Source organism: Nocardioides zeicaulis (assembly GCF_042432345.1).
GTDB lineage: Bacteria > Actinomycetota > Actinomycetes > Propionibacteriales > Nocardioidaceae > Nocardioides > Nocardioides zeicaulis.
Genome location: NZ_JBHLXH010000001.1, coordinates 2564722 through 2584016, shown reverse-complemented (window position 1 = coordinate 2584016; position 19295 = coordinate 2564722). Strand labels below are relative to the sequence as shown.

At 73.8% G+C, this 19295-nt stretch carries 19 protein-coding genes; 1 reads left to right on the top strand and 18 read right to left on the bottom strand.

What is annotated here, in order from left to right:
• Positions 1–44: 44 nt before the first annotated feature.
• The 12 genes from ACFFJG_RS12650 to dacB all read right to left on the bottom strand — a co-directional run bounded on the left by ACFFJG_RS12650 (position 45) and on the right by dacB (position 11031).
• Positions 45–1139 (bottom strand): GNAT family N-acetyltransferase, encoded by a 1095-nt coding sequence (locus tag ACFFJG_RS12650; protein ID WP_378519089.1) that lies wholly within the window; start codon positions 1137–1139, stop codon positions 45–47.
• A gap of 73 nt (positions 1140–1212) precedes the next feature.
• On the bottom strand, positions 1213–1830 hold the full coding sequence (locus tag ACFFJG_RS12645) for a hypothetical protein (RefSeq protein WP_378519088.1): 618 nt from the start codon (positions 1828–1830) through the stop codon (positions 1213–1215).
• Positions 1831–1839: 9 nt separating this feature from the next.
• On the bottom strand, positions 1840–2331 hold the full coding sequence (locus ACFFJG_RS12640) for a DUF3180 domain-containing protein (protein WP_378519087.1): 492 nt from the start codon (positions 2329–2331) through the stop codon (positions 1840–1842).
• Positions 2328–2897, bottom strand: coding sequence for a 2-amino-4-hydroxy-6-hydroxymethyldihydropteridine diphosphokinase (gene folK / locus ACFFJG_RS12635; RefSeq protein WP_378519086.1), 570 nt, complete (start codon positions 2895–2897; stop codon positions 2328–2330). Before folK ends, ACFFJG_RS12640 begins: the two co-directional genes overlap by 4 nt.
• Positions 2894–3262: a dihydroneopterin aldolase gene (gene folB, locus ACFFJG_RS12630; RefSeq protein WP_378519085.1), complete on the bottom strand. Its 369-nt coding sequence runs from the start codon at positions 3260–3262 to the stop codon at positions 2894–2896. The genes folK and folB overlap by 4 nt, the downstream gene beginning before the upstream one ends.
• Positions 3259–4125 (bottom strand): dihydropteroate synthase, encoded by an 867-nt coding sequence (folP, locus tag ACFFJG_RS12625; protein WP_446686234.1) that lies wholly within the window; start codon positions 4123–4125, stop codon positions 3259–3261. The genes folB and folP overlap by 4 nt, the downstream gene beginning before the upstream one ends.
• Before the next feature lie 41 nt (positions 4126–4166).
• Complete coding sequence (gene folE / locus ACFFJG_RS12620) at positions 4167–4787, bottom strand: GTP cyclohydrolase I FolE (RefSeq protein ID WP_378519083.1); 621 nt, start codon at positions 4785–4787, stop codon at positions 4167–4169.
• Positions 4787–6847, bottom strand: coding sequence for an ATP-dependent zinc metalloprotease FtsH (gene ftsH, locus ACFFJG_RS12615; RefSeq protein ID WP_378519082.1), 2061 nt, complete (start codon positions 6845–6847; stop codon positions 4787–4789). Before ftsH ends, folE begins: the two co-directional genes overlap by 1 nt.
• A gap of 137 nt (positions 6848–6984) precedes the next feature.
• Positions 6985–7536 carry a hypoxanthine phosphoribosyltransferase gene (gene hpt / locus ACFFJG_RS12610; RefSeq protein ID WP_378519081.1) on the bottom strand — a complete coding sequence of 184 codons (552 nt, stop codon included), beginning with the start codon at positions 7534–7536 and terminating at the stop codon, positions 6985–6987.
• A gap of 18 nt (positions 7537–7554) precedes the next feature.
• Complete coding sequence (gene tilS / locus ACFFJG_RS12605) at positions 7555–8529, bottom strand: tRNA lysidine(34) synthetase TilS (protein ID WP_378519080.1); 975 nt, start codon at positions 8527–8529, stop codon at positions 7555–7557.
• On the bottom strand, positions 8526–9539 hold the full coding sequence (locus tag ACFFJG_RS12600) for an Rv3626c family coenzyme F420 biosynthesis-associated protein (RefSeq protein WP_378519079.1): 1014 nt from the start codon (positions 9537–9539) through the stop codon (positions 8526–8528). The genes tilS and ACFFJG_RS12600 overlap by 4 nt, the downstream gene beginning before the upstream one ends.
• 67 nt (positions 9540–9606) lie before the next feature.
• Positions 9607–11031: a D-alanyl-D-alanine carboxypeptidase/D-alanyl-D-alanine endopeptidase gene (gene dacB, locus ACFFJG_RS12595; protein WP_378519078.1), complete on the bottom strand. Its 1425-nt coding sequence runs from the start codon at positions 11029–11031 to the stop codon at positions 9607–9609.
• Positions 11032–11201: 170 nt separating this feature from the next.
• Here dacB and ACFFJG_RS12590 point away from each other — a divergent pair, with 170 nt between their 5' ends.
• Positions 11202–11738 carry an inorganic diphosphatase gene (locus ACFFJG_RS12590; RefSeq protein ID WP_378519490.1) on the top strand — a complete coding sequence of 179 codons (537 nt, stop codon included), beginning with the start codon at positions 11202–11204 and terminating at the stop codon, positions 11736–11738.
• A gap of 131 nt (positions 11739–11869) precedes the next feature.
• On the opposite strand, the gene lon is transcribed toward ACFFJG_RS12590, so the two are convergent.
• From lon to ACFFJG_RS12560, 6 genes are all read right to left on the bottom strand, one after another.
• Positions 11870–14245 carry an endopeptidase La gene (lon, locus tag ACFFJG_RS12585; protein ID WP_378519077.1) on the bottom strand — a complete coding sequence of 792 codons (2376 nt, stop codon included), beginning with the start codon at positions 14243–14245 and terminating at the stop codon, positions 11870–11872.
• Positions 14246–14397: 152 nt separating this feature from the next.
• Complete coding sequence (locus ACFFJG_RS12580) at positions 14398–15276, bottom strand: RNA polymerase sigma-70 factor (RefSeq protein WP_446686227.1); 879 nt, start codon at positions 15274–15276, stop codon at positions 14398–14400.
• A complete protein-coding gene (locus ACFFJG_RS12575; protein ID WP_378519076.1) occupies positions 15273–15854 on the bottom strand; it encodes a carboxymuconolactone decarboxylase family protein in 582 nt (193 codons plus the stop codon). Before ACFFJG_RS12575 ends, ACFFJG_RS12580 begins: the two co-directional genes overlap by 4 nt.
• A 79-nt stretch (positions 15855–15933) precedes the next feature.
• Positions 15934–16614 carry a class I SAM-dependent methyltransferase gene (locus ACFFJG_RS12570; RefSeq protein WP_378519075.1) on the bottom strand — a complete coding sequence of 227 codons (681 nt, stop codon included), beginning with the start codon at positions 16612–16614 and terminating at the stop codon, positions 15934–15936.
• A gap of 1 nt (position 16615) precedes the next feature.
• Positions 16616–17209 carry a hypothetical protein gene (locus ACFFJG_RS12565; protein WP_378519074.1) on the bottom strand — a complete coding sequence of 198 codons (594 nt, stop codon included), beginning with the start codon at positions 17207–17209 and terminating at the stop codon, positions 16616–16618.
• Complete coding sequence (locus tag ACFFJG_RS12560; RefSeq protein ID WP_378519073.1) at positions 17206–19287, bottom strand: acyl-CoA dehydrogenase family protein; 2082 nt, start codon at positions 19285–19287, stop codon at positions 17206–17208. The genes ACFFJG_RS12565 and ACFFJG_RS12560 overlap by 4 nt, the downstream gene beginning before the upstream one ends.
• Positions 19288–19295: the final 8 nt, after the last annotated feature.

Genomic DNA, 19295 nt, shown 5'->3' with positions numbered 1-19295 from the left:
TCACCACGGCCGCACATCCCCCGTGGGAGGCGGCGCGGGCCGTGTCAGCTCCCCGTCACGATGGTCACGTCCCGGTGCCACGACTCCGTGACGTACTTGGTGCCCCACCCCATCGCGACGTAGAGCCCGTCGGCGCCGGTCGGTGAGTCGGCGTCGACCTCGAGGCCGACGCGGTCGCGCCCGCGTGCGGCCGCGTCGGCGATGATCGTGCGGAGCAGCCCGGTCGCGACCCCGCGGCCGCGGGCGGACTCCAGGACGCCGAGGTAGGACACGTAGGAGCCGTCGGCGCCGGTGGCCGACTCGCTGACCGTGCCGACCAGTGCGCCTGCCGGCTCGGGCTCACCGTCGCCGTCGACGATCTCGGCGAGCCACCAGTGGTCCCAGCGGTGGCCGGGGTCCTCGCGCAGGCGGTGGATGAACTCCTGGAAGGTCTCCTCCGTGGAGTTGAAGTGATCGGTGAAGGCGCCCTCCAGCACCTCGTGCACCGCGCGCAGGTCGGCGACGTCGGGCATCCCGTCCTCGGAGCGCGCGACCAGCCTGAAGACCACGCCCTGCCGCTCCCAGCGAACCGGGTCGGGCACCAGCTCGGCCTCGTCTGCCACGACCGAGCGGGTCATCTGCCACCAGGTGCGGACCCGGTCGAAGCCGGCGTCGGCCAGCCAGGCGTGCTGCCGCTCGTCCTCGGCGAAGGCGCCGGTGTCGATCTGCTGGACGGCGAGGCCGCGCGCCGCCCCGACCGCGCGGGCCTGTGCCTCGGCCCACTCGAACAGCACGTCGCTGCAGCGGTCGGCCAGCCGCTCGTCGACCTCGCGGTCGACGATGTGCACGAAGAGCATCCGGCCCTCGGCGCGGTCGTGCACGCTGCCCCAGGCGCGGATGACGCCGTCGGGGTCGCGCACGACGAGGTTCTCCCGCATCGCCAGGCCGTGCTCGGACACCTCGACCCGGACGTCGTCCTCACCCGAGGCCGCCCAGCCGCGTCCGGCCCGCTCGTGCGCGCGCAGCAGCGCGGTGAGCCGCTCCACCGTGGCGGCGTCCGTGCCGTCGGGCGCCTCGGCGCTCCAGCCCTCCGGCAGTCCGGGGTCGTCGGGCAGGACGTCGGAGGGGTCGCTCTCGAACCGGTTGTCCTCGGGGATCACGAACCCCATCCTCCCGCATCCCGACGAGAGCGGGCGGAGTGGCGTGCGGGGGTGGGCGTGCGGGGGTGGCGTGTCAGGCGCTGCGGTGCGTCCGCCGCGCGGCGGCGGTGCGGAGCGTGTCGAGCTCGGCCCTCATCACGTCGAGCTCGGCCTCGAGCTCGGCGACGCGCACGATGGCCTCGGCGGCACGCTCGTCGGCGTCGTCGCGGAAGCGCTGGACCTCGTCGCGCTGGCGCTCGGCCTGGTCGGCGCGACGAGCCTCCTGGCCGCGCTTGAGGGTCTGCTCGGCGGCGTTCTTCTGCGCGGAGGACAGGGCGTGCTCGAGGACGTCGATGGCGTGCTCGCGCTCGGCGATCTTGCGCTTCATGTCGTTCGCGAACGCGACCGACTCTGCCGTGCGGCGCTCGGTGATGGCGCGGTACTCCTGGGCCTGGGCGGCGCGGTCGCGCGCGGCCTCGCGGCGGGTGAGCACCAGCTCGGCGTGGGTGATCTTGGTGGCGCCGGCGCCGGCGAGCAGCGCGACGACGGCCGCGACCGTGGTCAGCACCCCCGAGGAGACGGCGAGGGCGGCCACCACCAGGGCAGCGGCGGCCACGAGCAGGGCGACGGCCACGGCCAGACGCGTGCTGCGCTGCCGGCGGCGGGCGGGCGTCCGCGACGCCTGTGACTGCTGGGGCTGCTGGGAAGGCATGTCGCCACCCTAGGGCCGGGGCGAGCCCCCGTCGGTGCGACACGCTCGCTCCAGCACGAGGGAGGCGATCGTCACCACGGCGGCGCCGGCGGCGGCGACCAGCGAACGGGCGATCCACCGGTCGGCGATCACCGACCCGTCCCCGAGCCAGCTCACGGCGTACCCCACGTAGCCGGCGGCGACGACGGTGCCGGCGAGCGCGCTCGCGCGGGCCAGCACGAGCCGGTTGACCGCCTGGTGCACCTCGAGCCGCTCGCCCCGCACCTGGACGGTCTGCCAGGTGTGGGCGGCGAGGAAGACCATGATCGCCGCGACCAGCACCAGCGCGAGGCCCGGCACCCACGACAGCGCGGGCGGGTGCCCGAACAGCTGGGTCCACAGCGGGTGCACGCCCCAGCCGAGCACGAGGCCGGCCACGGCGCAGGCGGTCAGCGCCCGCGCCGACGTGGGCCGCAGCGAGCCGCGGGGCTCGTCCGGCTCCTCGGGCCCGGGCGTGCTCACTGGTGGTCGAGCGTGAGGTCCTCGCGCCGCTTCACACCCGAGCCGTCGACGGCGTCGAGCAGGTCGGCGATCGGGCCGCGCTCGGGGAACACCGCGTCGGGCTCGAGGTCGTACCACGGCTGCAGCACGAACGCGCGCTCGTGGGCCCGCGGGTGCGGCAGGCGCAGGAAGTCCTCGTTGGAGCGGCGGTCGCCGACCACGATGAGGTCGACGTCGAGGGTGCGGGGGGCGTTGCGCACGTCGCTGCGCTCGCGCTCGTAGGCGTCCTCGATGGCCAGCGCGCGCTCCATCAGGCGCGCCGCCGGGAGCGTGGTGTCGGCCAGGACGACGGCGTTGAGGTAGGGGCCGGAGCCCTCCGGGGAGTCGACCGGCTCGGTCTCGTAGACCGGCGACACGCCCGTGACGAAGAAGTCGGGGGTGTCGGCCAGGGCGTCGACGGCGCCCTGGAGCGAGGAGAGCCGCTCCCCCAGGTTGGACCCGAGCGCCACCACGACCCGGCGGATCGGGTGCATCTCGCCGGTGAGGGCGTCGGTGTCCACGATGTTGGGGTTGGGGGTCTCAGTCATGAGCTACCTCGCGTTCTGGTGATCGTCAGCGCGACGTCCGAGTACGTCGCGTCGATGGGCGCATCAGGCTTGTGCAGGGTGACCCGGGCCCATTCAACACGACTGTCCAACAGGCACACGTCCGCGATGCGTTGAGCGACGGTTTCTATCAGGTCGACCGGATCCCTCTCGACGGCGGCCTTCACGTCCGTGGTGAGGCTGCCGTAGTTGACGGTGTCGGCCAGGTCGTCGGACGCGGCCGCGGCACGGGTGTCCATGCCGAGCACGAGGTCGACCAGGAAGACCTGCCCCTCGCGCTTCTCGAAGTCGAAGACCCCGTGGTGCGCGAAGCACTCGATGCCCGTGATCGCCAGCTCGTCCGTCACCGGTCCTCCTCCTCGCCGGGTCGTCCCGGCAGCGTGTCCGACGGCCACCCGGGGGTGGCCGGTTCCTCCGTGAGCCCCATCGCCGCCACGACCGCGAGCGCGTCGCGGGTGGCGCGCACGTCGTGGACGCGCAGGCAGGCGACCCCGCGGGCGGCCAGCAGGGCGACGAGCGCGGCGTGCGCGTGCTCGCGGCCGTCGACGGCCCGCGGCACGCCGTCCTCGGCCAGCAGCGAGCCGAGGAACGACTTGCGGCTCGCCCCGACCAGCACCGGGCGACCGAGCCCCTCGACCGCGTCGAGGGCTGCGAGCAGCTCCCAGTTGTGCTGCGGGCGCTTGGCGAAGCCGAGCCCGGGGTCGAGGACGACCCGGTCGACGGCCACGCCGGCCGCCTCGATCGCCTCGAGCCGCTCGCCGAGCTCGCGGCGCACGGACTGCACGACGCCGTCGGGGCCGTAGTCGGTGAAGTCGCGCATCCGGTCGGCGTGAGCGCGCCAGTGCATGGCGACGTAGACGGCGCCGGTCGCCGCGACGACGTCGAGGACGGCCGGGTCGGCGAGCCCTCCGGACACGTCGTTGACGATCCGGGCGCCGGCGGCCAGGGCCGCCTCGGCGACCTCGGCTCGCATCGTGTCGACCGAGACGGTGGCGCCGTCGGCGGCGAGCTCGCGGATGACCGGCACCACGCGGTCGAGCTCCTCGGCCACCAGCGGCCGGGTCGCGCCGGGGCGGGTGGACTCGCCGCCGATGTCGAGCACGTCGGCGCCCTGGGCCAGCAGCGCCCGCCCGTGGGCGACGGCCGCCTCGGTGGTGTCCCAGCGGCCGCCGTCGGAGAAGGAGTCGGGGGTGACGTTGACGATCCCCATCACCCGGGGTGACCCGGGCCGGCGCGGCTGGGACGCCTCGGTCACCTGGTGCCCGAGCGGATCAGCGACATCGCCTCCGAACGGGTGGCCTGGCTGGTGAGGAACGCGCCGCGCACCGCGGAGGTGATCGTGCGCGCGCCGGCCTTGCGGACGCCGCGCATCGTCATGCACAGGTGCTCGGCCTCGATCACCACGATGACGCCGCGGGCCTCGAGGATCTCCATGAGGGAGTCGGCGACCTGGGTGGTGAGCCGCTCCTGCACCTGGGGGCGCTTGGCGTAGACGTCGACGAGCCGGGCGAGCTTGGACAGGCCGGTGATCTTGCCGGTCTCGGCCGGGATGTAGCCGACGTGGGCCACCCCCGTGAACGGCACGAGGTGGTGCTCGCACATCGACCACAGCTCGATGTCGCGCACCAGCACCATCTCCTCGTGGCCGAGGTCGAAGGTGGTGGTGAGCACGTCCTCGGCCCGCTGCCGCAGGCCCTGGGTGAGCTCGGCGTAGGCCCGGGCGACCCGCGCGGGGGTGTCGAGCAACCCCTCGCGGTCGGGGTCCTCCCCGATCGCGAACAGGAGCTCGCGCACGGCGGCCTCGGCGCGGGCGTGGTCGAACTGGGGGACGTCGCGCGGGTCCCGCTCGGGCACCGTGATCGGGTCGGTCATCACGCCTCCGGGCTCGGCGGCGTCGGCGTCGTCGTCGGCGGGCCGACCTCGGGTGCGCCGTGCACGTCGCCACCGGCCCCGGGCGGGGTCAGCACGGCGCCGGCGCCCTCCTCCTCGGGAGCGCTGCCGGCGAGCGCGCGGTCGCGGATCTCCTGCGGGATGTCGACGGGCGGGATGGCGGACGGGAGCCGCTCGGGCGAGCCGGTCCAGGCCGGACGTGCCGGGCGCCGGTTGAGCGGGGCGAAGATCTCGGCGATCTCGCCCTTGTCGAGGGTCTCCTTGTCGAGCAGGGCCAGCACCAGCGCGTCGAGCACGTCGCGGTTGTTCTCGAGGATCTCGAAGGCCTCCTGGTGGGCGTGGCCCAGCAGCGCCTTGACCTCCTCGTCGACCGCGGCGGCCGTCTCCTCGGAGTAGTTGCGGGTGTGGCCCATGTCGCGGCCCAGGAACGGCTCGGAGCTGCTGTCGCCGAGCTTGACCGCGCCGAGGCGCTCGGTCATGCCGTACTGGGTGACCATCGCGCGGGCGAGGTTGGTCGCCTTCTCGATGTCGTTGCCGGCACCCGAGGTGACGTCGTGGAAGATCAGCGCCTCGGCGGCCATGCCGCCGAGCATGTAGGCCAGGGAGTCGAGCATCTCGCTGCGGGTCTGGCTGTACTTGTCGCGGTCGGGCAGCACCATCGTGTAGCCCAGCGCACGGCCGCGCGGCAGGATCGTCACCTTGTGCACGGGGTCGGTGCCGGGCAGCGCCGCCGCGACCAGGGCGTGGCCACCCTCGTGGTAGGCGGTGATGAGCTTCTCGCGCTCGCTCATCAGGCGCGTACGACGCTGCGGACCGGCGATGACGCGGTCGATCGCCTCGTCGAGTGCGCCGTCGGTGATGAGCTTGGCGTTGCCGCGCGCGGTGAGTAGGGCGGCCTCGTTGAGCACGTTGGCCAGGTCGGCTCCGGTGAAGCCGGGGGTGCGCCGGGCGATGCCGAGCAGGTCGATGTCGGGCGCGATCGGCTTGCCGCGCGAGTGGACCTGGAGGATCTTGTGGCGACCGTTGAGGTCGGGGGCGTCGACCTGGATCTGCCGGTCGAACCGGCCGGGGCGCAGCAGCGCCGGGTCGAGCACGTCGGGCCGGTTGGTGGCAGCGATCAGGATGACCCCGCCGCGCACGTCGAAGCCGTCCATCTCGACCAGGAGCTGGTTGAGGGTCTGCTCGCGCTCGTCGTGACCGCCGCCCATGCCGGCGCCGCGGTGACGGCCGACGGCGTCGATCTCGTCGATGAAGACGATGGCCGGCGGGTTCTCCTTGGCCTGCTCGAACAGGTCGCGCACGCGGCTGGCGCCGACGCCGACGAACATCTCGACGAAGTCGGAGCCGGAGATGGAGTAGAACGGGACGCCGGCCTCGCCCGCGACCGCACGGGCCAGCAGCGTCTTGCCGGTGCCGGGCGGGCCGTAGAGCAGCACGCCCTTGGGGATCTTGGCGCCGACCGCCTGGAACTTGGCGGGGTCGGTGAGGAACTCCTTGATCTCGCCGAGCTCCTCGATCGCCTCCTCGCAGCCGGCGACGTCGCCGAACGTCGTCTTCGGCATGTCCTTGGTGATCAGCTTGGCCTTGGACTTGGCGAACTGCATGACGCCGCGGCCGCCACCGCCCTGGGCCTGGTTCATCAAGAAGATGAACAGCAAGATGATCAGCGCGAAGGGCAGCAGCGTGGCGATCAGCGAGCCGAGGAAGCTCGGCTGCGGGAAGGTCGAGTTCGACTTCTCGATCGTGCCGGCGTCGACCTGCTCCTGCACCGCGGCGAGGATGGTCTGCTGCTCGCCGTCGATGTAGTGGGTGACGACCTTGTCGCCACCGTCACGGGTGCCGGCGTCGAGCGTCGCCCTGATCTCCTGGTCGACACCGTTGAACTCGATGTCCTTGACCTCGCCCTGGGCGATGTACTGGGAGAGGGTCGAGGTCTCGACCTCGTCGTAGCCGTCGTTGGGCGCGAAGAACTGGATCGCCAGCAGCACCGCGAAGGCGGACAGGACGATCCACAGCCAAGGGCCCTTGAATATGCGCTTCACAGGCAACTTTCACCGGTTCGGAGTTGAGGAGGCGACACTACCGGTCGCCCGGACCCACATTCTTCCAGCCGGGGTGAAGCGGGGCGACCCGCGGACGTCCGGCGGCAGGCTGAGCGGGTGGGTGGGCGGCGGGTGGGTCAGGAGTAGACGTGCGGCGCGAGGGTGCCGATGTCGCGCAGGTTGCGGTAGCGCTCGCGGTAGTCGAGGCCGTAGCCGACCACGAACTCGTTGGGGATGTCCCAGCCGACGTACTTGGGCTCGACGGGCATCGAGAGCGCCTCGGGCTTGCGCAGCAGGGTGGCGATCTCGACGCTCGCGGGGTTGCGGCTCGACAGGTTGTTGACCAGCCAGCTCAGGGTCAGGCCGGTGTCGATGATCTCGTCGACGATCAGCACGTCGCGCCCGCTGATGTCGGTGTCGAGGTCCTTCAGGATGCGGACCACGCCGCTGGACTTGGTGCCCGAGCCGTAGGAGCTCACCGCCATCCAGTCCATCTCCAGGTGGCGCGGCATCGAGCGCGCGAGGTCGGCCATCACCATGACCGCGCCGCGCAGGACGCCGACGACCAGCAGGTCGCGTCCCTCGTAGTCCGCGGTGATCTGGTGGGCCATCTCGGCCAGCCGCTGCTGGATCTGCTCCTCGGTGAAGAGGACGTTGACCAGGTCGTGCTCCACGTGGGACGTGTCCATGGGCTGCAGCCTAGGGTCTCAGGCCGGCCCGACCACCAGCAGGCCGTCGCGGCGCGCGGCCCGTCGCGGGCCCGGCAGGTCGATCCAGCGCTGCCCGCGCCAGTCGACCAGCAGCCGGTCCACCTCGAGGACGTGCCCGCGGGTCACCTCGGCGGCAGGCGACCCGGCCTCCAGCACGGCGCGGTGGAGGACGCGGTGGCGCAGCGCCGGGGGCGCTCCCGCGAGCGTCGCGACGTCGAGGCCGCCCTCGCGGCGGGCACGGTCGAGCAGCCCGTCGGCGAGCTCCTCGAGCAGCGCGGTGTCGTCGCGGAGCTGCTCGGCGGTCCGGGCCAGCGCCTCGGCGACGCCCGGGCCGAGCTCGTCCTCCAGCACCGGCAGCACCCGCCTGCGCACCCGGACCCGGGTGTAGCCGGGGTCGTGGTTGTGCGGGTCGTCCCAGACCTCGAGCCCCTCGACCTGGCAGGCGGTGACGGTGTCGTCGCGGCGTACGCCGAGCAGCGGGCGCGCGAAGACGCCGAAGCCCGGCCGCATCCCGCGCAGCGAGCGTCCGCCCGAGCCGCGGGCCAGCCCGAGCAGGACGGTCTCGGCCTGGTCGTCGAGGGTGTGGCCGAGCAGCACCCGCACGGCGCCGAGGTGCGTCGCGACCTGCTCCAGGACGGCGTACCTCGCCTCGCGCGCGGCCGCCTCGGGCCCCATCCCGCTGCCGGGGTCGACCGCGACGCGCGCGGTCAGCGTCTCGTCGACGCCCAGCGCGGCGAGGAGGCGCACCACGCGGTCGGCCTGGTCGGCCGAGCCGTCCTGGAGGCCGTGGTCGACCGTGACCCCGACGACGCGGAGCCCACGCTTGTGGCCCTCGAAGACGGCGGCCGAGGCGAGCGCGACCGAGTCGGGACCGCCGCTGCAGGCCACCGCCACGGCCTCGGCCGCGTCGAGGTCGGCGAGCCCGGCCCGCACCGGCAGCCGGACGGCGGCGACCGACGGGTGCAGGCTCACAGGACGCGTGCGACCCAGGCGGCGGGGTCCTCGATCTCCGCCTTCGACGGCAACGTCTCCGGGCCGGACCACACGACGTTGAAGTCGTCCATGCCGACCTTGTCGACCACGTGGCGCACGAAGGTCGCGCCGTCGCGGTACTGCGCCATCTTCACGTCGAGGCCGAGCAGCCGCCGCAGCAGGCGGTCGAGGCCGCCGACGCCCTTGCGGCGCACGTCGAACTTGCGACGGATGTCGTCGACGGACCGGACCACGGTCGGGCCGACGCCGTCCATCACCACGTCGGCGTGTCCCTCGAGCAGCGACATCACGCCGGTCACCCGGTCGAGCACCTCGCGCTGCTCGGGCGTGGTGACGACGTCGAGCAGGGAGCCGTTGCCGCGGACCAGGTCGGTGGCGCGACGCAGCCCCTCGGCGAGGGCGGCCGGCTCGATGGTGTCGGCGACGGCCTGCATCTGGTCCATCAGGTGGCGCCCGAGCCACGGGTTGGCGGTGAACTGCACCCGGTGGGTCTCCTCGTGGAGGCAGACCCAGAGACGGAAGTCGTGGGGCTCGGCGCCGAGCTCGCGCTCGACCTGGACGATGTTGGGCGCCACGAGGAGCAGCCGCCCGTGCGGCTCGGCGAACGGGTCGAACTGGCCCAGCACCTTGCCGCTGAGGAAGCCCAGCATCAGCCCCACCTCGGCGCCGGTCACGCGCGAGCCGACGGCCTCGGCGAACGGCGACGGCGGGCCCTTGCGCTCGAGCAGCTTCTGCGAGATCGGCGCCATGATGCGGGCGAACCCGTCGGCGTTGGCGCGCACCCAGCCGGGCCGGTCGACGACCAGCACCGGGGCGCTGCCGCCCTCGGCGTGCAGCCCGGTGAACTCGCGCACCAGCGGGGTCGAGCGGTCCGCGGCCTCGCGCAGCTCCGCGACGACCGCGTGGGCCTCGTCGGCCCCCACCTGCGGGCCGGGGCCGGTGAGCCGCGAGCCCACCGTGACGGCGAAGTCCCAGTCGACCAGATCCATGCCCCGACCCTAGCCGGGGCCCGGTGGTCCCGAGGCTCGCTGCGCTCGCACCTCGACCGACGAGGAGTCAGCCGGAGGCGGCCGCGCAGCGGCAGGCGGCGAGGGCGCCGGCGGCACGGTCGAGCGCGTCCTGGGCGGCCAGCCCGTCCTCCGCGGCCACCCGGTCGGCGCCCAGGACGAAGACGAGCGGCACGCCGTCGCGGCCGACCGCCAGGCCGGCGAGCGCGTGGACGCCGGTCAGGGTGCCGGTCTTGGCGCGCACCAGGCCCAGCGCGACGGGCGGGCCGTCGGAGAAGCGGTAGGTCAGCGAGCCGGTCCAGCCGGCGACGGGCACCCCCGTGACCAGGCTGCGGAGGTCGTCGTGGCCGGGGCCGGCCGCGAGCCGGAGCAGGCCGAGCATGGTCGCGGTGGTGACCCGGTTTCGGCGTGAGAGCCCCGAGCCGTCCAGGACCTGGTCGCCGGAGGTGTCGACGCCGAGGCCCGCCAGCGTGCTGAGCACCGCGGACGCGCCGGCTGCGAACGAGCCCTCCCCCGACACCGCGAGGCCGACCTGGTGGCCCACCACCTCGGCGCCCTCGTTGTCGCTGACGTCGAGGATCCGCTCGACCACCTCCCCGAGGGGGGCGCCCTCGACCGACGCGAGCTGGTCGGCGCCGTCGGGCGCCGTCGCGGGGCGGGGCTCCCCCGCGACCGTCATGCCGGCCGCGCGGAGGGCGTCGGCGAAGGCGCGCGCGGCGGCCAGCGAGGGGTCGTCGGAGCGGCTGTCGCCGTCGGGCTCGAGGCCGCCGTCGACCATCAGCGCGGTGATCGGGCTGACGACGTCGTCGGGGACGTAGTCGCGGCGCCAGGCCGGGTTGTCGGTGGGCCCGGTGAACAGGCCGTCGTCGTAGCGCACCCGCACCCGGCCGCTGCCGCCGAGCGCCTCGGCGGTGGCGAGGGCGAGGGTCGCGACGTCCGCCCGCTCCGGGTAGGTCGCCGCCCTCTCCTCGACGGTCAGCGGCTGGCTGGCGAGCAGCGGGTCGCCGCCCCCGACCAGCACGACGTCGCGCGGCCGGTCGCCGCGCACGACCCGGGTGGTGAACCGGTGGTCGGGGCCGAGGGTGGCGAGCGCGGCGCCCATCGTCAGGAGCTTGGTGGTGGACGCCGGGACGTAGGTGTCGTCCGCGGTCGACCAGGTCGGCGAGGCCGGGTCGAGCGTGGACACCGCGCCAACGACGTGGGGCCCGAGGTCGGGGTCGGCGAGCGGGCGGCGCAGCGCGCGGGCCACCCGGTCGGGGTCGAGGGTGCCGGCGGAGGCGAGCGGCTGGGCGACCGGGGCGGGCTCCGCCCACGCCGGCAGCTCGAGCCCCGCGGGAGGCAGGACGGCCTCCGGCTCGGTCGCGGGGTCGGCCACGAGGCCCGGCAGGTAGCGCGGTCCCCACTCGAACCGGTACGCCCCGACACCGGCGGCGAGCAGCGCCACGACGAGCACGACCGGGAGTCCCGTGCGCACCCACCGCCACCGGGAGTGGCGTACGTCACGTCCTCGCCGTTTCGACACTCTCGCTTCGCGCATCGGGGTCATTGTGCGCGACACTGCCCCGAGGACAACGCGCCGGGCTCCTGCCCGGGCGCGGCAGACGCGGCCCGACGGCGTGCCGCAGGAGTGTGGAGGAAGACGTGCTGACGTTCGACGTGGTGGTGGAGATCCCCAAGGGTGAGCGCAACAAGTACGAGGTCGACCACGAGACCGGGCGGATCCGCCTCGACCGGATGCTCTTCACCTCCACCGCCTACCCCGCCGACTACGGCTTCATCGAGAACACCCTCGGCCAGGACGGCGACCCGCTCGACGCGCTCGTGATCCTCCAGCAGCCCACCTTCCCGGGCTGCGTCATCGAGTGCCGCGCGATCGGCATGTTCCGGATGACCGACGAGGCCGGCGGCGACGACAAGGTCCTCTGCGTGCCGAGCCACGACCCGCGTCTGGAGCACCTGCGCGACATCAACCACGTCTCCAAGTACGACCGCCTGGAGATCCAGCACTTCTTCGAGGTCTACAAGGACCTCGAGCCCGGCAAGTCCGTCGAGGGCGCCGACTGGGTCGGCCGCACCGAGGCCGAGGCCGAGGTCCACGCCTCCTTCGAGCGCTTCAAGACCGAGGGCCACGGCAACGACCTGGACAACCTGGCCGACGACAGCCTCGGCGAGGACGCCTGACCCACGCCCCGTCGACGGGGCGACTCGAGCGGAGAGATCGACGCTCGACGCACGATGTCGACGCTGGACGCACGCCATGACACGACTCGAGCGGACACTGGTCCGCTCGAGTCGCGTCATTCACGGGTCCCTCAGGCGGCGCTGACCGCCGATCCCGTCGATCCAGCCGAGGCGCCGGCAGGCTCGAGGGCCTCGGCGAGGATGTCGGTCACCCGGCCGACGGGACGCACGTCGAGCGCGGCGAGCAGCTCGGCCGGCACGTCGTCGAGGTCGGGGCGGTTGCGCTCGGGCACGTAGACCGTCGACAGCCCGGCCCGCTGGGCGGCGAGGAGCTTCTGCTTCACGCCGCCGATCGGCAGGACCCGGCCCGACAGCGTGACCTCGCCGGTCATCCCGACGTCGGAGCGCACCGGGCGCCCGGTCAGCAGCGAGACCAGCGCGGTCACCATCGTGACGCCGGCCGACGGGCCGTCCTTGGGGATCGAGCCCGCAGGGAAGTGCACGTGGATCGAGCGGTCCAGCGCGGCCGGGTCGAGGCCCAGCTCGCCGGCGTGCGCGCGCACCCACGACAGCGCGATGGAGGCCGACTCCTTCATCACGTCGCCGAGCTGGCCGGTGACGGTGAGCCCGGCGGTGCCCTCGGCGACGGAGGTCTCGACGTAGAGCACGTCGCCGCCCAGGCCCGTCACCGCGAGCCCGGTCGCCACGCCGGGGACGTCGGTGCGCTCGTGGCTGTCCGGGGTGAAGCGCGGCCGGCCGACGAGGTCCTTCAGTGCCTCGAGGTCCACGTCGACCCGCTCGGCCTCCCCGGTCGCGAGCCGCGTCGCGGCCTTGCGGAACGCCTTGGCCAGCAGCCGCTCGAGCTGGCGTACGCCGGCCTCGCGGGTGTAGTTGGCCGCGAGCTCGCCGAGCGCCTCCTCCGACACCGTGACCTCCTCGGGCGTCAGGGCCGCCCGCTCGAGCTGGCGGGGCACCAGGAAGTCGCGCGCGATGGCGACCTTGTCGTCCTCGGTGTAGCCGTCGATCGTCACCAGCTCCATGCGGTCGAGCAGCGCGGAGGGGATCTGCTCGACGACGTTGGCGGTGGCGATGAAGAGCACGTCGGAGAGGTCGAGGTCGAGCTCGAGGTAGTGGTCGCGGAACGTGTGGTTCTGCGCCGGGTCGAGCACCTCGAGCAGCGCCGCCGCCGGGTCGCCGCGGTGGTCGGCGCCGACCTTGTCGACCTCGTCGAGCAGGACGACCGGGTTCATCGAGCCGGCCTCCTTGATCGCGCGGACGATGCGGCCCGGGAGCGCGCCGACGTACGTCCGCCGGTGGCCGCGGACCTCGGCCTCGTCGCGCACGCCGCCGAGCGCGACGCGGACGAACTTGCGGCCCAGGGCTCGGGCGACGGACTCGCCCAGCGAGGTCTTGCCGACGCCGGGAGGACCCGCGAGCAGCACCACGGCGCCGGAGCCCCGGCCGCCGACGACCTCGAGGCCGCGCTCGGCGCGGCGGGCGCGGACGGCGAGGTACTCGGTGATCCGGTCCTTGACCTCGTCGAGGCCGTGGTGGTCGGCGTCGAGCACGGCCCGGGCAGCCGCGACGTCGTGGGAGTCCTCGGTGCGCTCGTTCCACGGCAGCTCGAGGACGGTGTCGAGCCAGGTGCGGATCCAGCCGGCCTCGGGGTTCTGGTCGCTCGAGCGCTCGAGCTTGTCGACCTCGCGGAGCGCGGCCTCACGGACCGGCTCGGGCAGGTCGGCGGCCTCGACGCGGGCGCGGTAGTCGTCGGAGCCGTCGGGCTCGCCCTCGCCCAGCTCCTTGCGGATCGCGGCCAGCTGCTGGCGCAGCACGAACTCGCGCTGGGTCTTCTCCAGGCCCTCGCGGACCTCCTCGCTGATGGTCGAGGTGACCTCGTCCTCGGTGTCGTACGACCTCGTCCACCCCACCAGCAGGCGCAGCCGCTCGGCGACGTCGGGCGTCTCGAGGACCTGGCGCTTCTGGTCCTCGGTGAGGTACGGCGCCCAGCCCGAGGTGTCGGCGAGTGCGTCGGGGTCGCTGATGCGCCGGACGGTGTCGATGACCTGCCACGCCTCGCGGCGCTCGAGGATCGACACCACGAGGGTGCGGTAGTGCTCGGCGAGCTCGCGGACCTCGTCGGTCACGACGGGGGCGGGCACGGGCTCGGCCTCGACCCACAGGGCCGCGCCGGGACCCGTGACGCCGGCGCCGATGGCGACGCGGCGCTCGGCGCGGAGCACGGCCGCGGGCTTGCCGCCCGCGAAGCGGCCGACCCGGTCGACCACGGCGACGACGCCGTGGGTGGCGTAGCGGTCCTCGAGGCGCGGGGCGACGAGGACGCGGGTGGGCTGGTCGTCCTGCGCGCCGTCGTGCGCGAGGCGCGCGGCGTCGATGGCCGCGCGGGAGGAGTCGTCGAGCTCGATGGGCACGACCATGCCGGGGAGCACGACCGTGTCGTGGAGGAACACCACCGGCAGCGGGGCCGGGAGGGACAGGTTCTGCGTCATGTCGGGTCCAACGCCCCGCCCGTGCGGTTCGGTGCCCGATCGGGTTTCGCCCACCGCGAACGTCGGACTGGACGCACGCCGTTGACGCTGGACGCACGCTATTGCGTGCGTCGAGCGGACATACCTCCGCTCGAGTCGGGCCATGGACGGCCTCAGCGCGCGAGCCCGACGGCCTCCCCGAGGGCGCCGAGCTTGTCGGGGTTGCGGACCAGGTAGAGGCGGGTGACCACGCCGTCCTCGACCAGCATCGTGCCGACGCCGTCGCGCTGGCCGGCGACGACGAACTGGATCGCGGGCGAGCCGTTGAGCCAGATCGGCACCAGGTCCAGCGCGTCGGGCGTGACGGCGGTGAGGAAGCGGAGGACCTTGTCGCGCCCGAAGATCGGGTTGAGCGCCGCCTTCACCTTGCCGCCGCCGTCGGTCATCAGCACCACGTCGGGCGCCAGCACGTCCATCAACGCCTGGAGGTCGCCGCCGTCGGTCGCCGCCCGGAACCTCTCGATCACCGCGTCCCGCTCGGCCGTGCTCACCGAGCTGCGCGGGCGGCGCTCGGCCACGTGGCCGCGGGCGCGGCTGGCGATCTGCCGCACGGCCGCCTCGGACTTCTCGACCGCGGCGGCGATCTCGTCGTACGGCACGTCGAAGACCTCGCGCAGCACGAAGACCGCGCGCTCGGTCGGCGGGAGCGTCTCCAGCACCAGCAGCATCGCCGTCGACACGCTGTCGGCCAGCTCGACGTCGTCGGCGACGTCGGGCGCGGTCAGGACCGGCTCGGGCAGCCAGGTGCCGACGTAGTCCTCCCGGCGCCGCGCCAGCGTCCGGAGCCGGTTGAGCGCCAGCCGCGTCGTCATCCGGACGAGGTAGGCCCGCGGGTCGCGGACCTCCTCGACCGCCGCCTGCTCGACCCGGTCGGCCCACCGCAGCCAGACCTCCTGCAGCACGTCCTCGGCGTCGGCCGCCGAGCCGAGCATCTCGTAGGCGACGGTGAAGAGCAGGCGGCGGTGGACGGTGAAGGACTCCGTGGGTGTCACGTCGTGATCGTCCCAGCCTGCGCGAGCGGGAGCTCGCAGACGTCGCTGAAGCCCTGCGAGGCCAGACCCATCGCGGAGTTGAAGCGGGAGCGCTGGTTCTCCACGGCCACCATCATCGTCAGCTCGACGACCGCCGCGTGGCCGAGCTGCTCGTCGAGGCTGGCGACCATCTCGTCGCTCACCTGCGGCGGGGTCGCGGTCATCGCCTCCGCGTAGGCCATCACCTCGCGCTCCAGCGGGGTGAACGCCTCCGACTCGCGCCAGCGCGGCACCTCGCGGACCTTCGCCTCGTCGAGCCCCTTGGTGTGGGCCATGAAGTAGCCGAAGTCCAGGCACCACGAGCAGCCGATCGCGCCGGCGCTCGCCATCTCGGCGTACGCCTTGAGGTGCGGGTCGAGCGCGTCCCACCTCGCCACCTTCTGCTCGAAGCCGAGCACGGCGCGCATCAGCGGCTTGTGGTGCCACAGGACGTGGGCGTTGTCGGGCACCTGGCCCCAGGTGCGGCGCGCGAAGCGGGTCATCAGGGCGCCGTAGGCACCGTCGATCGTCGCCTTCGGGATGCGGAACTGGCTGGGCATGTCATCTCCTCGTCGGGGGGCTGTACGACATGGAGACACCGCTCGGCGCGCGGGTGTGACAGACGGGCGACGGACGGACTCAGTGCAGTCCCTTCACCGCCCGGAACCAGCCGACGCCGCCGCTCATCTCGACGTGCACGTCGCGTCCGCCCGCCTCGGCCAGCCAGGTGGCTGCCTCGGCGGAGCTGCACATCGGGCCCAGCACCCGGCCGGCGCGGCCGGCGGCGTGGACGAGTCGGTAGCGGCGCTCGAGGCCGCGGAAGTCGTCGACGAAGAGGGCGCTGCCGAGGATCGTCGCGCCGGGGCGCAGCACCCGGACCATCTCGCCGATCGCGGCGTGCGGGTCGGGGAACACGTGCAGCCCGGTGAGGGTGACGACGAGGTCGAACGAGTCGTCGGCGAACGGCAGCCGGGCCACGTCGGCCAGCGTCGTGGTCACCTGGCCGGAGACGCCGAGCCGCTCGGCGGTGGCCCGGGTGCGCTCGAGCATGCGGGGTGAGATGTCGGTGGCGACGTGGTCGACGTGGCCGTCGCGACGCAGGCCGCGCAGCGCGATGCCGCTGCCGGTCGGCACGTCGAGCACGCGCGCGCCGTCGGGCAGCTCGCCGATCTCCGCGGCCGCAGCGTCGAGCCGGGTGACGTCGGTGCCGAGCCCGAGCCGCCAGAACGGTGCGCCGAGCACGGGGTGCTCGACGAGCAGCGGGTAGATCCGCGCCCAGAGCGGGTCCTCGCTCCACGGACCGACCGCGCGGATGCGCACGTCAGGCCCCGGCCCCGGCCGCGGCCCCCGCGAGGAACGCCTCGACCGCGCGGGCCACCTCGAGGTGGATCTCGGCGGTGCGAACCGCGCCGCGGGTGCCCATCCCGTGGTCGGCGTCGGGGACCGCGAGGACCTGGCAGCCGCCCTCCTCGAGCTCGCGTGCGACGCTCGCGTCCCACAGGGCGTCGGCGAGGCCGCCGACGAGGAGCTGCCGCCCGGCGTTGGCGCCGACCGCCTCCGCCACCGACGGGTCGGTCAGCAGGGGCGTCAGCCAGATCGCGTCGAGCCCGCGCTCGGCGGCGTACGGCGCGGCGAGGGTGCCGAGCGACTTGCCCACGACGAGCACGCGGTCGGCGTCCTCCCGGGCGTGGGCGGCCGCGACGTGGCGGCGTACCCACGCCTCCGGCTCCTCCTCGCCGCGGGTGAGGCTGTCCCACCAGATCTGCTGGACGGTGAAGCCGTGCTGCAGCAGCGCGACCCGGGTGAAGTCGAGGAGCGGCGCGGTGGGCGGGTACGACCGTCCCGGCGCCACGAGGGCGACGCCCCGGCTCGCGCCCGGCGGCTCCCACCGCGTGGGCAGGCCGCCGAACGTCACCGGACCGGCCCGGTGTCGGTCCAGCCCAGCAGGTCGGGGCTGCGGAGCACCTCGTCGGGGACGCCGAACGCGTCGGCGAGGTCGACCGCGATCGGCCGCACCCGGCGGCACAGGGCGTTGACCTCGCGGCTGATCGCCTTGGACCGCGTGCTGGACAGGCGGCCGTGCTCCATGAACCAGGCCCGATCGGCCTCGATGGTCGCGAGGGCGTGGAGGTCGCAGAGCAGCCCGAGGGCGTCCTTGAGGTCGCCGTCGGGCACGCTGGCGACCTTGGCGACGAACGCCTCCAGCACCAGCCGCTCGGTGTGCGCGCGCGCCGCGGCGATGACGTGGTCCTGCACGCGGGAGAACACCGCTCCGGCGTTGCCGCCCTGGTCGATGCCGCGCTTGAGGCGGCGGGCGACGCCGGCGATCATGTGCTCCTCGCGGAAGCGCAGCATCGCGAGCTGGTAGTTCGGGTCGAGCAGGCCCGCCTCCTGGTCCCAGGAGTCGCCGCCGGGCAGCAGGTCGCGCACCGACTGCACCAGCTTGTGGACCGCGGTGCGCTCCACGACGGTGTCGACGGCGAGGCCGGCGACGAAGCGGGCCATGCCGAGCTGGTCCATCTCCTCGAACTCGCCGGCGTAGTCGGTGAGGAGGCCCTTGGCGACCAGCTGCAGCAGGACGTGGTTGTCGCCCTCGAAGGTGGTGAAGACGTCCGTGTCGGCCTTGAGCGCGGCGAACCTGTTCTCGCTGAGGTAGCCCGCGCCGCCGCAGGCCTCGCGGCACTCCTGGATGGTGCGGGTGGCGTGCCACGTGCCGAGCGCCTTCGTGCCGGCGGCGCGCGACTCGAGCATCCGTCGCGCGTGCTCGTCGCTGCCCGGCTCGGTCGGGCCGGGGCCGGAGAAAACCTCGTGGAGCTGCCCCGAGACGACCTCCTGCGCGAAGTGGAGGGCGTACGTGCGGGCGAGGAGCGGCAGCAGCCGGCGCTGGTGCATGCCGTAGTCGAGGAGCACCTGCTCCTCCTCGCTCGACGTGGCCTCGAACTGCCGGCGCCGCACGGAGTAGCGCAGGGCGATCGCCAGCGCGACCTTGGCGGCGTTGATGCCCGCGCCGCCGACGCACACGCGCCCCTGGACGAGGGTGCCGAGCATCGTGAAGAAGCGGCGGTTGGGGTTGTCGATCGGCGAGAGGTAGCGGCCCTCGGGCGTGACCTCGGCGAACTGGTTGAGCAGCGCCGTGCGCGGCACCCGGACGCCGTCGAACCAGAGCCGGCCGTTGTCGACCCCGTTGAGGCCCATCTTCGGGCCGTCGTCGCCGACGCGGACGCCGTCGAGCACGCGCCCGCCCTCGCGGATCGGGACGACGAAGGCGTGCACGCCGTGGCGCTCGACCCCCTCCTCGCCCGGCACCTCGAGCTGGGCGAACACCACGGCGAGCTCGGCGTGCGCAGCGGCGTTGCCGATGTAGTCCTTGCGGCTGGCGTCGTCGGGGGTGGTGATGACGAACTCCTGCGCCTCCACGTCGTAGGACGCGACGGTGCCGAGCGCCTGCACGTTGGAGCCGTGGCCGCTCTCGGTCATCGCGAAGCAGCCCATGGTGCGGCCGGCGACGAGGTCGGCGAGGTGGGCGTCGTGGTGGACCTTGGTGCCGAGCTGGAGGATCGCGCCGCCGAACAGGCCGAACTGCACGCCGACCTTCACCAGCACCGACAGGTCGCCGTAGGCGAGGGTCTCGAAGGCGGCGATCGAGGCGCCGATGTCGCCGCCGCCGCCGTACTCCTCGGGGAAGCCCATGCCGGTCTGACCGGTCTCGGCCATCATCACCACGACGTCGCGGACGCGGTCGCGGAACTCGGCGCGGTCCATCTCCTCGGCGTCGACGAGGACGGCCGCGTGCTCGACGAGGTTGGCGCGGACCAGGTCGCGCACCTCGCGGTAGCGGCCGTCGAGCAGCACCCGCATCGCCTCGACGTCGACCGCCGGCGCGCGGAGTCCGGCGACCCCGGCCGCATCGGCCTCCGCGCCCCCGACCTGGGCGCCCTCCGGCGCGACGGTGGGCATCTCCTCGGCGATCGGCGGCACCTTCTCGGTGGTCATGGCCCCAA